The following is a 12,558-nucleotide window of genomic DNA, read 5'->3' as shown; positions in this document are numbered from 1 at the left end:
TTGTTGTTGTCCTCTTATCGCGCGGCCTTCGACGCAAGATCGGCGATCGACTTCATGACCGCGTCCCTGACGCCGGTATCATAGAGCGAATGTCCGGCTTCTTCCACGATGCGAATCTCGGAACCCGGCCAGACCTGCGCGAGCCCGTGCGATGTCTCAGGAGGGCACAACAGATCGTAGCGGCCCTGGATGATGATGCCGGGAATGCCGGCCAATTGCCCTGCGTTTCGCAACAACTGGTTTTCGGTCATGAAGCTGTCGTTGACGAAATAATGCGCCTCCATGAACGGCGTCGCGGGCAAGGTGCGCCAGACGTTCAGCGAGGCCAGATCCAGCCGCGGCTTTGCCGGCTTGTGCTCGGACAAGGCGCGCTCGGTGTCGTGCCACGCCCGCGCCGCCGGACCATGCACGGCCGGATCGGCGTCGAGGATGCGGCGCCAATAGGCCTCGATCGGCCGGTCCCGCTCCTCCGGCGGCAGCACGCTCAGGAAATCCGCGTGGAGCGCGGGATAGAACTGCGCCAGGCGCGAGGTGAAGGCCGTCTCGACCTCGGCCCGCGTACCCAGAAAGGTCGCGCGCAGCGCGATGCCGGAGACGCGCGCGGGATGGGCTTGCGCATAGGCCAGCGCCAGCGTCGCGCCCCAGGAGCCGCCGACCACCATCCAGCGTTCGAAGCCGAATTTGTCGCGGATCTTCTCCATGTCCGCGATCAGATGCGCCGTCGTGTTGTGGGCGCGCGATCCCTTCGGCCGGCTGCGGCCGCAGCCGCGCTGGTCGAACAGCACCGCGCAGAAACGGTCGGGATCGAACAGCCGGCGATGGTCGGGCTGGCAGCCGCTGCCGGGCCCGCCATGCAGATAGACCGCGGGGATGCCGTCGGCGCGGCCGACGCTCTCGACATAGAGCTCGTGGCCGTCGCCGACATCGAGCATGTCGGAGGTCAGCGGCGTAAAGGGATCGGCGCGTTTTGCCGCCGCGGCCGCGTCGGCGTCAGGCACCATTCTCGGATTCCAAAGTGCCGCCGGCGAAGTTGCGGTAGAGGAAGCGGTTGGTCTCGCCCTCGGCCTCGCGCTCGGCCTGCTTGAAGATGGTCTCGTGCAGCGGCGACAGCGCACAGGCCGGATCGGTGTTGGCGGCATCGCCGGTCAGCGCGAAGGCCTGGCAGCGGCAGCCGCCGAAATCGATCTCGCGGAATTCGCAGCTCTTGCACGGCTCCTTCATCCAGCCGGTGCCGCGATAGCGGTTGAAGGCGTCCGAGTTCTGCCAGATCCAGGCGATCGAATGGTTGGAGCGCACGGACAAGAAGTCGAGCCCGGTGATGCTCTCGGCGGCGTGGCACGGCAGCACCTTGCCGGCCGGGGAGATGTTGAAGAACTGCCGGCCCCAGCCGCCCATGCACTTCTTCGGCCGCAGCGCATAATAGTCCGGCACCACATAGTCGATCGCGAGCGTGCCCTTGAGCCGCTCGCGCGCCTCCTCGACGATACGGGTGCACTCGTCGAGCTGCGCCACCGTCGGCATCAGCGCGGCGCGGTTCTTCAGCGCCCAGCCGTAATATTGCACATTGGCGACCTCGAGCCGGTCGGCGTCGAGATCGATCGACATCTGGATGATGTCGGGGAGGTGGTGCAGGTTCTGCCGGTGCATCACCGCATTCACGGTCAACGGCAGATCCAGCTCGCGCGTCCATTTTGCCACTTCGAGCTTCTTGCGGTGGCCGTTCTTGTAGCCGGCGACACGATCAGCCAACCCCTCTTCAACGCCTTGGAAGCTGATCTGCACATGGCATAGYCCGGCGTCCGCGAGATCGCTCAGCCTGTCGCGCGTCAGCAGCACGGCCGAGGTGATGAGGTTGGTGTAGAGGCCGACGTCGCTGGCATGCTTGACCAGCTCGACGAGGTCCTTCCGCGCGGTCGGCTCGCCGCCGGAGAAGTGGACCTGGAGCACGCCGATCTCGGCAAGCTCGCTCAGGACCTTCTTCCATTCCTCGGTGGTCAGCTCCTTGCCCGAGCGGTCGAGCTCGACCGGGTTGGAGCAATAGGGGCATTGCAGCGGGCAGCGATGGGTGATCTCGAGCAGCACGGCGAGCGGGATGCCAAAGGTCTCCGCCGTCGAGCGGCTCTTCTCCAGCACCGCGAGACTGTCGCTGGCGTCGGGCGGCAGAGCCGGATTACCGAGCACATCGCTCATGACGTCTTCTCCCGGGCCTCGGTGAGGAAGCCCTTGTCGGCGAGATCCTGCAGCATGACGATGACGTCGGCGAGGATCGCCTCGCGCGGCGCGGCGTATTTCGCCGCCAGCTGGTCGGAAACGTCGCCGACACTGCGCTCGCCATTGCAGAGCTGCAAGACCTCGACCGCGATCTCGTCCGGCGCCAGCACCCGTTCCGGCGCCAGGATCACCCAGACTTGTCGCGTTTCGTCATATTTCAGCTTGGCATGCCGCGGCAGCACGGGACGGCTTGTCTCGCTGACGCTGATGTTCCGCGGCCCGGCCATCGCTGTTCCTCTCAGCTCGCCTTGGGCACGAACGCACCCGGTGGAATGTGGCCCTCGACATAGGCGTGCTGGAGCGCGTCGAGCTGCACCCACAGCACGTTGGTCTTGAAGATCAGCGCATTGCACACGGATGCGCGCTCCTCCGGCGTCCGCGCATGCGCCTTGACATAGTCGAGCGCAAAACCGGCATCGCGCGGCGCCTGCGCCAGGCGCCGCTTGAAGTAGCTCATGATGTCAGGATTGACGAAGTCGTAATGCTCCAGCATGCCGGAGATGCGCTCTTCGTGCAGGTTGGGCGCGAACAATTCGGTGAGCGAGGAGGCGATCGCCTCCAGCGGGCTTTTTTCGCGGCAGTAATGGACATAGGCTTCGACCGCAAAGCGCGTCGCCGGCAAGATGCCCTCGGTGGATTCCACGTAAGATGTGTCGAGGCCGAGGCCCTCGGTCAGCTTGAGCCAGCGCTCGATGCCGCCCTCGGAGCCGACATCGCCGTCATGGTCCTCGATGCGGTGGCGCCATTCCAGCCGCGTGGCGCGGTCGCGGAAGCGCGAGATCACCACCGCGTCCTTGATCGGGATCGTGCTCTGGTAATAGTAGCGGTTGAGCGCCCAGGCCTGCACCTGGCCCTTGTTGAGCTTGCCGCCGTGCAAGAGCTTATGGAACGGATGCAGGCTGTGATAGCGCGTCGCGCCGATATGGCGCAGCGTCGCCTCGAGCTCCTCGGCCGAGTTGAGCCTGATGTCCTTGCCGATCGAGAGCGCGGTCATTCCTGTCAGTGACGCGGCATTCACAGCACGATCTCCGTTCCGTCGGCGGGTATCTGCCAGCCCGCCGCCTCGGCGGCCTTGCGCTCGATTGAGCCGGGCAGCAGCGCCGGGTTCGAGTTATTGATATGCAGAAACATCTTCCTGTCGAGTGTGAGATCGGCAAGCCGCGCGATCGCGCCGTCCGCGCCGGACATTGCGACATGGCCCATGCTCTTGCCGGTCTTGTGGCCGAGCCCGGCCCTGATCATCTCGTCGTCCTGCCAAACCGTGCCGTCGAAGAACACCAGTGCGGCGCCATCGATCTCCGCCTTGAGCGCGTCGGTCACCTCGGCGCAGGCGGCAATGAAGTAGAAGCACTTGCCGGTGGCCTTGTCGGTGACCTTCAGGCCCAGCGTGTCGCCATCGCCGGTCTCGCCGCCCGGATGCGCCGTGCCTTCGAGATACCAGGCCGATTTGCCCGGTACGGCGAAGGCCAGCACCTCGACGCCTGCGCGCGCGCCATCGGGCAGCCGCGGCTGGAACGGCTCGGCAATTCCGATCGGCTGCCGCCGCACGTTCTTCTCGTTCAGCACGTTGAAGATGCTGTTGGCCTTCAGGATCGCCAGCACCTTCTCATGGGCGTAGATCGTGAATGGCGAGCCCTCGCGCATCGAGAGCAGGCCCGCAACCGCGTCCACCTCGCCATTGGTCAGGATCACGCCGGCGATCGGGGTATGGCGCAGCGCGCCTTGCCTGGGATGCAGCTGTGGCGCGGCATTCAACTGCTGGCGGAGATCGGGCGCGGCGTTGATCAGGAACCAGTGCTCGCCGTCGCCGCTGAAGGCGACCGAGGCTTGCGTCCGCTGAAGCTCATGGCCGTTCGTACGGGCCGCCCGGCAGCCCTCGCATCCGCAATTCCATTGCGGAACTCCGCCGCCGGCTGCGGCGCCCAGGACGACGACGCGAAGCATGATCCGTCTCCTGGAAGCAACGTCGCGAGGTGGGTCTCAGGCCGACACAAATCCTGTCTTCCGGAAACGCATTGTGACCGAAAGAATCCGACCGAAAGATCCACCTGCGCTGAACGCGAACTCGCCAACCGCTTACTTGCGGGTGGCGCTCACATACATGTTGATTTCCATGCCGCACGGCACTTCGACGATCTTCGGGGCTTTCCAGGCCATTTCGGCTCTCCATTTTCTAGAATTCGGACGCGTCCGCCCATGGGTTAAATTACCGCGAGCACAAAAGTTCGCTAGTGAAATCTTCCCGAGAAGTCCATGTTGCGCCGCGAAATATCGCGGTTGGAACACCGTATTTGGTGAGGCAGTCTTGCGCTTGGCGCATTCGGTCGTGAACCCTGTCCTGATAAAGCAGTTGTGAGTGCAGTGCAGCTTTCAATCCGGTACAGGCGACCCAATTGGATCTCGGTGATGCCCAAATACTTCTTCAACACCCGTATCGGCGATGAATTGATCGTGGATCCTGAAGGCGAGGATCTGCGCAATCCCGATCGCGCCTGGGAGGTCGCCCGCCAGATGATCCTGGAAGTGGTGAAATCCGAGGGCGCCCAGCCGGCGCTCATGGAGGCGGTCATCGAGGTCACCGACGTCGCCGGCGAGATCGTGCTCGAATTTCCCTTCACCGAGGCGCTGCTGGATATGCCGGTTCAGTCGGCGACGAGGCACTAGAGGCACGCGAGGTGCGCTCCCTCCCCCGCCTGCGGGGGAGGGTTGGGGAGAGGGTGCATCCGCAACGGGACAATCCCCCAGAGGAGAAAGCCCCCACCCGCCGCGCTTCGCGCGTCGACCTCCCCCGCAAGCGGGAGAGGTTGCAGCGTGCCTGTGGTGAGACCAGGACGGCACTGACATCCCCCATTTTCCCTGCGAAATCTGCATGGCTTTGCCGCGTTCCCGGCGCTAAAAGACGCCGGTTATACGGAGCAAGCCATGCAAGATCTCTGGCGCCTGTCGGCCGCCGACCTCGCCACCCTCGTCAAGTCCCGGAAGGTATCCGCCAGGGAGGCGGCCAAGGCCGGCCTTGCCCGGCTCGATGCGGTCAATCCCAAGCTCAATGCGGTGATCGACCACCGGCCGGAGGATGTGCTCAAGCAGGCCGACGCCGTCGATGCCGCCATCGCCCGGGGCGAGGATCCCGGCGTGCTGGCCGGGGTGCCCGTCACCATCAAGGCCAATGTCGACCAGGAGGGCTTTGCCACCACCAACGGCCTCAAGCTTCAGCGCGACCTGATCGCGCGCGAGGACAATCCGGTGGTCGCCAATTTCCGTAAAGCGGGCGCCATCCTGCTCGGCCGCACCAATTGCCCGGCCTTCTCCTATCGCTGGTTCACCACCAACCTGGTCCACGGCGACACCAAGAACCCCCGCGATGCCTCGCTGACGCCGGGCGGCTCGTCCGGCGGCGCCGGCTCGGCGGTCGCGGCCGGCATCGGCCACATCGCCCATGGCACCGACATCGCCGGCTCGATCCGCTATCCCGCCTATGCCTGCGGCGTGCATGGCCTGCGGCCGACCCTCGGCCGCATCCCCGCCTTCAATCCGGCGCTGCCGGAACGCCCGATCGGCCCGCAGATCATGGCGGTGTCGGGGCCGCTGGCGCGCACCGTCAACGACATCAGGATTTCGCTTGCGGCCATGTCGGCGCGCGACATCCGCGACCCCTGGTATGTGCCGGCGCCGCTGGAAGGCCCCGCGCGGCCGAAGCGCGCCGCGATCTGCCTCAACCCGGACGGCCTTGCGACCACGCCGGAGGTGAAGGCGGCGGTGACCGACGCCGGCAAGCGCCTCGAACGCGCGGGCTGGACGGTCGAGACCATCGAGAACACGCCGCCAATGCGCGAGGCGGTCGAGTGGCAGACCAAGCTCTGGCTCGGCGACGGCTACGAGGCGCAGCTCGAAATGGCCGAGCGCGAGGGCGATCCCGGCGCGCTGGCCTGCCTGCGCGGCAACCGCGCCAAGGTCACGCCAATGGACCAGGCGAACTACGCCAAGGCCCTGACCCGCCGCGCCACGCTGACCCGCGACTGGATGCTGTTCTTCGAAAAGTATGCGGTGGTGCTGACACCGGTGTCCGGCGAACTGCCGTTCCCCGACCATCTCGACCGCAAGGATGACGAGTCCTTCAAGCGCGTCTGGGAGGCGCAATTGCCGCAGATCGCGATTCCCTTCATGGGCCTGCCGGGCCTGGTGGTCTCGACCGGTCTCGTCGGCAAGGCCCCCGTCGGCGTGCATATCGTGTCCGGCCGTTACCGCGAGGATCTGTGTCTGCTCGCCGGCGAAGCGATCGAGGCGGGCGGCGTGCCGCCGTCGCCGATCGATCCCGTGGGTTAGCGATGTCTGCGATCTACGACTTCAAGGCCAACTCGCTTCTCGGCGAGGAAGTCGCCCTGCGCCGCTTCGAGGGGCAGGTGCTCCTGATCGTCAACACCGCGAGCAAATGCGGCTTCACGCCGCAATATCGCGGCCTGGAGGATCTCTATCGCGATCTCTCGCCGCGCGGCTTCTCGGTGCTGGGCTTTCCCTGCAACCAGTTCGGCGCGCAGGAGCCGGGGCAGGCGAGCGAGATCCAGGAATTCTGCTCGACCCATTACGACGTCACCTTCCCGCTGTTCGAGAAGATCGACGTCAACGGCGCCCACGCGCATCCCCTGTATGAGTATCTGAAACACCAGCAATCCGGACTGCTGGGCGCCTCCATCAAATGGAATTTCACGAAATTCCTGGTGGACCGCGCCGGCAAGGTGATCGCGCGCTACGCGCCGACCGCACGGCCCGAAGGATTGCGGCAGCAAATCGAGACCCTGTTATGAGCGAGACGATCATGAGCGACGAATTTCCCGACCGCCTGTCGGTCGATCCGAACAGCCCGTACTACAACGCGGACATCCTGGCGCGCGACGTCGGCATCCGCTTCAAGGGCGTCGAGAAGACCAATGTCGAGGAGTACTGCATCAGCGAAGGCTGGGTCCGCGTCACCGCCGGCAACGCCAAGGACCGCCACGGCAACCCGCTGACCATCAAGGTGCATGGCCCGGTCGAGCCGTATTTTCGGGATAAGAAATGACGGCGAAGCCGTCATTCCGGGGCGATGCGAAGCATCGAACCCGGAATCTCGAGATTCCGGGTCTGGTCCTTCGGACCATCCCGGAATGACGCGCTAACAAATCGAGAGCCAATCCCATGTCCGTCCGCATCGTCGACGTCCGCGAGATCACCAAGCCGATCTCCTCGCCGATCCGCAACGCCTATATCGACTTCACCAGGATGACGACGAGCCTGGTCGCCGTCGTCACCGATGTGGTGCGCGATGGCAGGCGCGTTGTCGGTTACGGCTTCAATTCCAATGGCCGCTACGGGCAGGGCGGCCTGATCCGCGAGCGCTTTGCCTCGCGCATTCTGGAGGCCGATCCGAAGTCGCTGCTGGATGCGGCCGCTAACAATCTCGACCCCGACAAGGTCTGGGCCGCGATGATGACCAATGAGAAGCCGGGCGGCCACGGCGAGCGCTCGGTCGCGGTCGGCACCATCGACATGGCGGTGTGGGACGCGGTGGCGAAGATCGCCGGCAAGCCGCTGTTCCGCCTGCTCGCCGAGCGTCACGGCGTCAAAGCCAATCCGCGCGTGTTCGTCTACGCCGCCGGCGGCTATTACTATCCCGGCAAGGATCTCTCGATGCTGCGTGGCGAGATGCGCGGCTATCTCGACCGCGGCTACAACGTCGTGAAGATGAAGATCGGCGGCGCTGATATCGACGAGGACCGCACCCGCATCGAGGCGGTGCTGAAGGAGATCGGCGGGGACGCGCAGCTCGCCGTCGACGCCAACGGCCGCTTCAACCTGGAAACCGGCATCGCCTACGCCAAGATGCTGCGGGATTATCCCTTGTTCTGGTACGAGGAGGTCGGCGATCCCCTCGACTATGCGCTTCAGGCTGCGCTCGCCGAATTCTATCCGGGCCCGATGGCGACAGGCGAGAACCTGTTCAGCCACCAGGATGCCCGCAATCTGATCCGCTATGGCGGCATGCGCCCGGACCGCGACTGGCTGCAATTCGACTGCGCGCTGTCCTACGGCCTGTGCGAATACCAGCGCACGCTGGAGGTGCTGAAAACCTACGGCTGGTCGCCGAGCCGCTGCATCCCGCATGGCGGCCACCAGATGTCGCTCAACATCGCGGCCGGCCTCGGTCTCGGCGGCAACGAGAGCTACCCCGACCTGTTCCAGCCCTACGGCGGCTTCCCCGACGGCGTCCGCGTCGAGAACGGCCACATCACCATGCCGGATTTGCCGGGCATCGGCTTCGAGGGCAAGTCGGACCTCTACAAGGAGATGAAGGCGCTGGCGGAGTAGGGTTGGAGCGCGAAGGCCGCGCCAATTATTCAGTGTCGTCCCGGCGAAGGCCGGGACCCATAACCCCAGGGAGGAGTTATGGGGCGAACTGGTAACTCCGAATCTTCGCCAAACCTAATCCTGTGGTTATGGGTCCCGGCCTTCGCCGGAACGACGTTGAGGAGGCAGCGTTCTCGCGATCACGACAACCGCATATCCAGCAGCCGCCGGCCTTCGCCCTTCAGCAGCTTCTTCACCGCGCTCGAGGCGACGACTTCGCCGTCATTGGCATAGGCCTCGTGGTTCTTCTCGATGTCGTCGAGGCGGTAGAGGTAGTTGACCATCACGCCGGCCGATTCGCGCAGGCCCTTCGGCGAGAGGTCGCCGAGCCAGTTGATGCGCTCGAGACGGGCGCCGTTGCCGAGATGGAAACGGGCGACGGAATCGATCAGCTTGCCCTTTGGCGTGCGTGCTTTCAGGAAGTAGTGGGCGGCGAGCGGTTCGATCACGCTGCGCAACTGCGCGGTCGCGTCCGCATCCTCGAACCATTTCGGCTCGTCGAGGCGCTTCAGCAGCTCGCGATCCTCGTCCGACAGCGGCAGGTCCTTGTCCTGCTTCACCCACTGCATGAAGCCGGGCACCGGCGACAGCGTCACGAACGTGTCGAGCTTCGGCGTTTCGCGGCGCAGCTCCTCGACCACCTGCTTGATCAGGAAGCTGCCGAAGGAGATGCCGCCGAGACCGCGCTGGGTATTGGAGATCGAGTAGAACACGGCGGTGCGGGCGCGCTCGATCGCGACGGACTGACGGTCGACCGCGAGCAGGGGTTGAATCGCGCCGGGGATGGTCTCGGTCAGCGCGACCTCGACGAAGATCAGCGGCTCGTCCACCATCGCCGGATGGAAGAAGGCGTAGCAGCGGCGGTCGACCGGATCGATGCGGCGGCGCAGATCGTCCCAGTCGCTGATCTCGTGGACTGCTTCGTAACGAATGATCTTTTCGAGGATGTTGGCCGGGGTCGACCAGTCAATCCGGCGCAGCACGAGAAACCCCCTGTTGAACCACGACGAGAGAAGATGTGAGACGTCGCGATCGAGCGCGGCGAAATCGGTGTGCCCCTTCATCATGCCGAGCAGATCGGCGCGCATGTTGACGAGATCGCCGGTGCCGCCGGGCGCGCGGTTGAGGCGGCGGATCAGCTCCTGCCGGCGCGGCTCGGAAGCGAAATGCAGCGAGCTCGCGTCCTCGTCGCTGGGCTTGGCGCGCCATTTCTCGATGGCCTTGGACAGCCGTTCCCGGTCCGGCCCGAAGTCGCGCACCAGTGCCTCGAAGAAGGCGCGGCGTCCGGTCGCATCCAGCTCCTGGTAGAGATCGAGCACCTCGCGCGCCATCGCGGTGCCGGAGGCCTCCCCCCGGCCCGAGAGCAGCGCGCCGCAGAGCTCGATCAGCCCGTCGGCGTCCTGTTTGGTATCCGAGGTATCGCCGCGACGAAGCAGCGTGCGGCCGCGCTCGGAAATCGTGGCGAGCAGGTCGGAGAAGAAGGCGTTGGCCATCTGGGCTTTTTTCGATTCCGGTTTGTGCGTTGCGGAAGCTTACACGGGATTTAGGCGGAAGCCGATCACAATCAAGCAGTCGTATTCTGCATCTTTAGCTGTGCCATGCATCCCACGAAGGCTGTCATGCCCCGCGGAGACTGTCATGCCCCACTGTCATGCCCCGCGAAGGCGGGGCATCCAGTACCCCGCGGCTTTTCGATTCTAGCCGCGCCGTCTCGGAGTACTGGATCGCCCGGTCAAGCCGGGCGATGACACCGCGTGTGTCGCGGCAATCGCCGCGAGTTCGGAGCGGCCGCTACCCCTTCCCCGCAAACTCCGTCGGTGTCCGCCCCGTGACCTGGCGGAACGCGGCCGAGAAGGCGGGAACGCTGGCATAGCCGAGCTGGGCGGCGAGCTGCTTGACCGAGACATTGGCATCCGTCGACAGCCTTTCGATGGCGGCCGCGATGCGGGCGCGCTGGCACCAGCTCTTGAAGCTCAGTTGCGTCTCCGTCGAGAACAGCCGCGACAGCGTGCGCGCGGAGGTTGCGACCTCGCGCGCCAGCGTGTCGATGTCGTGCAGGCCGGTGGGATCGTCGAGCACGATCATGGCGGCGCGCCGGCAGCGCGGCTCGCGCGGCAGCGGCACGAAGGTCGCGGAATCCTCGGCCTGGTGCAATTCCAGCATCACCAGGCGCACCAGCAGCTCGGTGCGTTCCTCAGTGTTGCGGGCGTCGAACAATGCGAGGATCGCCTGGTTGAGCAGCGGCGACACCCGCACCACGAATTCCTTGGTCAGGCTCTTGAGGCGCTGCTCGCGCTTCAGCCACGGCAGGTCGAAATACAGCGTGCGCAACTCGATGTCGGCCAGCAGATCGATGGCATGCTCGAGCCCGGCCGGCACCCAGACCGCGCGGTCCGGCGGCACCAGCCAGCGGCCCTTGGGCGTCGTCACCTGCATCGTGCCCTTGGCCGCATAGACCAGCTGCGCCTCGCGGTGCATGTGCGGGTCGAGCCGCATTCCCTTGGGGTAGTCGCGCGCGACCAGGTGCACGCCCGCGGGCGAGCGATGGTTGCTCCGGACCTCCCGCAGGATTGGCGTTTCGACGACAGTCATTGGCAGCATCCCGTCATGCCCAGGACATATAACTCATTTCGGAGCAGGAGAGGATTCGGAATGAACAGTCCCGGCCGGGTGATCGGCTTCGTCAACGCAGGCCATTTCATCGACCATTATGCGATGCTGATCTTCGCCGCCGCCGTGATCATCATGGGGCCGGCGCTCGGCATGGCCTATTCGGAACTGCTGCCTTATGCGACGCCGGGTTTCATCGCCTTCGGCGCGGGTTCGCTGCTCACCGGCTGGCTCGGCGACCGCTGGAGCCGCCGCCACATGATGCTGATCTTCTTCATCGGCATTGGCGCCGCCATGATCTCGGTCGGCTTCGTGCAGACGCCGCCGCAGCTCGGCGCGGCGCTGTTCGCGATCGGCATCTTCGCCTCGATCTACCACCCCGTCGGGACCGCCATGATCGTGTCCTATGCCGACAAGCTCGGCCGCGAGATGGGGCTGAACGGCGTCTGGGGCAATCTCGGCGTTGCCTCGTCCGCACTGGTCACCGGCGTGATCGGGCAATATCTCGGCTGGCGCTTCGCCTTCATCGTTCCCGGCGTGGTGACGATCCTGATCGGCATCGCGTTTGCGATGATGGTCGTGCATGAGGACCGCAAGGGCTCGAAGCAGGCCGCGGCGCAGGCGCGGGTGGCGAAGCAGGACATGTGGCGCGTGATCCTGGCGCTGCTGATCGTGGTGATCGCGATCTCCACGACCTTCAACGCGGTGACCGTCGCGCTGCCAAAGCTGTTCGCGGAGCGGCTCGCGGACCTCACGAAAAGTCCGGCGCTGCTCGGCGTCATCGCGGCCTGCGTCTACGTGTTCGGCGCGATGACCCAGTACACGATCGGCCGGCTGCTCGACCGCTATTCGCTGAAGGCGGTGGCGCTGCCGCTGTCCTTCATGCTGGCGCCGTTTTTGTATCTGGCGGCGAGCCTGTCCAACCTGCCGCTGATTCTGGTTTCGATCGGCATCGTCATGGGTGCGTTCGGGCAGGTCACGGTCAACGACGCCATGGTTGGCAAATACACCACCGAGGAGTGGCGCTCGCGTGCCTATGCGGTGCGCTATTTCGTCGGCTTCACCGCGGCCGGCGCCTCCGTCGGCCTGGTCGCCTGGCTCTACGAGCAGGGCGGCTTCGTCACCATGCTGCACGCGTTTGCCGCACTCTGCCTGCTCGCGATCGCCGCCGCGCTCATCCTGCCGCGCGAGATCAGGACGCCGCAGGCGGTGTGAGGGGATTCAACCCTGCCGCCATTCCGGGGCGTCGCGTAGCGACGAGCCCGGAATCCATTTCTCCGCGGTCTCTGTTGCTCG

At 65.4% G+C, this 12,558-nt stretch carries 14 protein-coding genes; 6 read left to right on the top strand and 8 right to left on the bottom strand.

Annotated features, from left to right (window positions below):
- Positions 1-14: 14 nt before the first annotated feature.
- The 6 genes from pip to pqqA form a co-directional block, all read right to left on the bottom strand.
- The gene (pip, locus tag ACXJMY_RS03560) at positions 15-1,001 is read right to left on the bottom strand and encodes a prolyl aminopeptidase (protein WP_456617943.1); all 987 of its coding nucleotides are present in this window, start codon (positions 999-1,001) and stop codon (positions 15-17) included.
- The gene (gene pqqE / locus ACXJMY_RS03555; protein WP_456617942.1) at positions 991-2,190 is read right to left on the bottom strand and encodes a pyrroloquinoline quinone biosynthesis protein PqqE; all 1,200 of its coding nucleotides are present in this window, start codon (positions 2,188-2,190) and stop codon (positions 991-993) included. The genes pip and pqqE overlap by 11 nt, the downstream gene beginning before the upstream one ends.
- Positions 2,187-2,498 (bottom strand): pyrroloquinoline quinone biosynthesis peptide chaperone PqqD, encoded by a 312-nt coding sequence (pqqD, locus tag ACXJMY_RS03550; protein WP_456617941.1) that lies wholly within the window; start codon positions 2,496-2,498, stop codon positions 2,187-2,189. Before pqqD ends, pqqE begins: the two co-directional genes overlap by 4 nt.
- Positions 2,499-2,509: 11 nt before the next feature.
- Positions 2,510-3,289, bottom strand: a complete 780-nt coding sequence (pqqC, locus tag ACXJMY_RS03545; RefSeq protein WP_456617940.1) for a pyrroloquinoline-quinone synthase PqqC — start codon at positions 3,287-3,289, stop codon at positions 2,510-2,512.
- On the bottom strand, positions 3,286-4,215 hold the full coding sequence (pqqB, locus tag ACXJMY_RS03540) for a pyrroloquinoline quinone biosynthesis protein PqqB (protein WP_456617939.1): 930 nt from the start codon (positions 4,213-4,215) through the stop codon (positions 3,286-3,288). The genes pqqC and pqqB overlap by 4 nt, the downstream gene beginning before the upstream one ends.
- Positions 4,216-4,347: 132 nt before the next feature.
- Positions 4,348-4,428 carry a pyrroloquinoline quinone precursor peptide PqqA gene (gene pqqA, locus ACXJMY_RS03535; RefSeq protein ID WP_007595659.1) on the bottom strand — a complete coding sequence of 27 codons (81 nt, stop codon included), beginning with the start codon at positions 4,426-4,428 and terminating at the stop codon, positions 4,348-4,350.
- Between the two features lie 249 nt (positions 4,429-4,677).
- Between pqqA and ACXJMY_RS03530 the strand changes: the two genes are divergently transcribed.
- The 5 genes from ACXJMY_RS03530 (at position 4,678) to tarD (ending at position 8,613) form a co-directional block, all read left to right on the top strand.
- A complete protein-coding gene (locus ACXJMY_RS03530; protein WP_456617938.1) occupies positions 4,678-4,935 on the top strand; it encodes a DUF6894 family protein in 258 nt (85 codons plus the stop codon).
- Between the two features lie 258 nt (positions 4,936-5,193).
- Entirely contained in the window at positions 5,194-6,594 is a 1,401-nt protein-coding gene (locus ACXJMY_RS03525) for an amidase family protein (protein ID WP_456617937.1), read from the top strand.
- Between the two features lie 2 nt (positions 6,595-6,596).
- The gene (locus ACXJMY_RS03520; protein ID WP_456617936.1) at positions 6,597-7,073 is read left to right on the top strand and encodes a glutathione peroxidase; all 477 of its coding nucleotides are present in this window, start codon (positions 6,597-6,599) and stop codon (positions 7,071-7,073) included.
- On the top strand, positions 7,070-7,327 hold the full coding sequence (locus ACXJMY_RS03515; RefSeq protein ID WP_018318553.1) for a DUF3297 family protein: 258 nt from the start codon (positions 7,070-7,072) through the stop codon (positions 7,325-7,327). Before ACXJMY_RS03520 ends, ACXJMY_RS03515 begins: the two co-directional genes overlap by 4 nt.
- Before the next feature lie 116 nt (positions 7,328-7,443).
- Entirely contained in the window at positions 7,444-8,613 is a 1,170-nt protein-coding gene (gene tarD, locus ACXJMY_RS03510; protein ID WP_456617935.1) for a D(-)-tartrate dehydratase, read from the top strand.
- Between the two features lie 179 nt (positions 8,614-8,792).
- Here tarD and ACXJMY_RS03505 read toward each other — a convergent pair whose 3' ends face one another.
- Positions 8,793-10,145: a malonyl-CoA decarboxylase gene (locus tag ACXJMY_RS03505; RefSeq protein WP_456617934.1), complete on the bottom strand. Its 1,353-nt coding sequence runs from the start codon at positions 10,143-10,145 to the stop codon at positions 8,793-8,795.
- A gap of 298 nt (positions 10,146-10,443) precedes the next feature.
- A complete protein-coding gene (locus tag ACXJMY_RS03500; protein WP_456617933.1) occupies positions 10,444-11,253 on the bottom strand; it encodes an AraC family transcriptional regulator in 810 nt (269 codons plus the stop codon).
- A gap of 51 nt (positions 11,254-11,304) precedes the next feature.
- Here ACXJMY_RS03500 and ACXJMY_RS03495 point away from each other — a divergent pair, with 51 nt between their 5' ends.
- Complete coding sequence (locus tag ACXJMY_RS03495) at positions 11,305-12,477, top strand: MFS transporter (RefSeq protein WP_456617932.1); 1,173 nt, start codon at positions 11,305-11,307, stop codon at positions 12,475-12,477.
- Positions 12,478-12,558: the final 81 nt, after the last annotated feature.

This window comes from Bradyrhizobium sp. P5_C12 (assembly GCF_054049735.1).
This window is presented reverse-complemented; position numbering and strand designations above follow the sequence as displayed.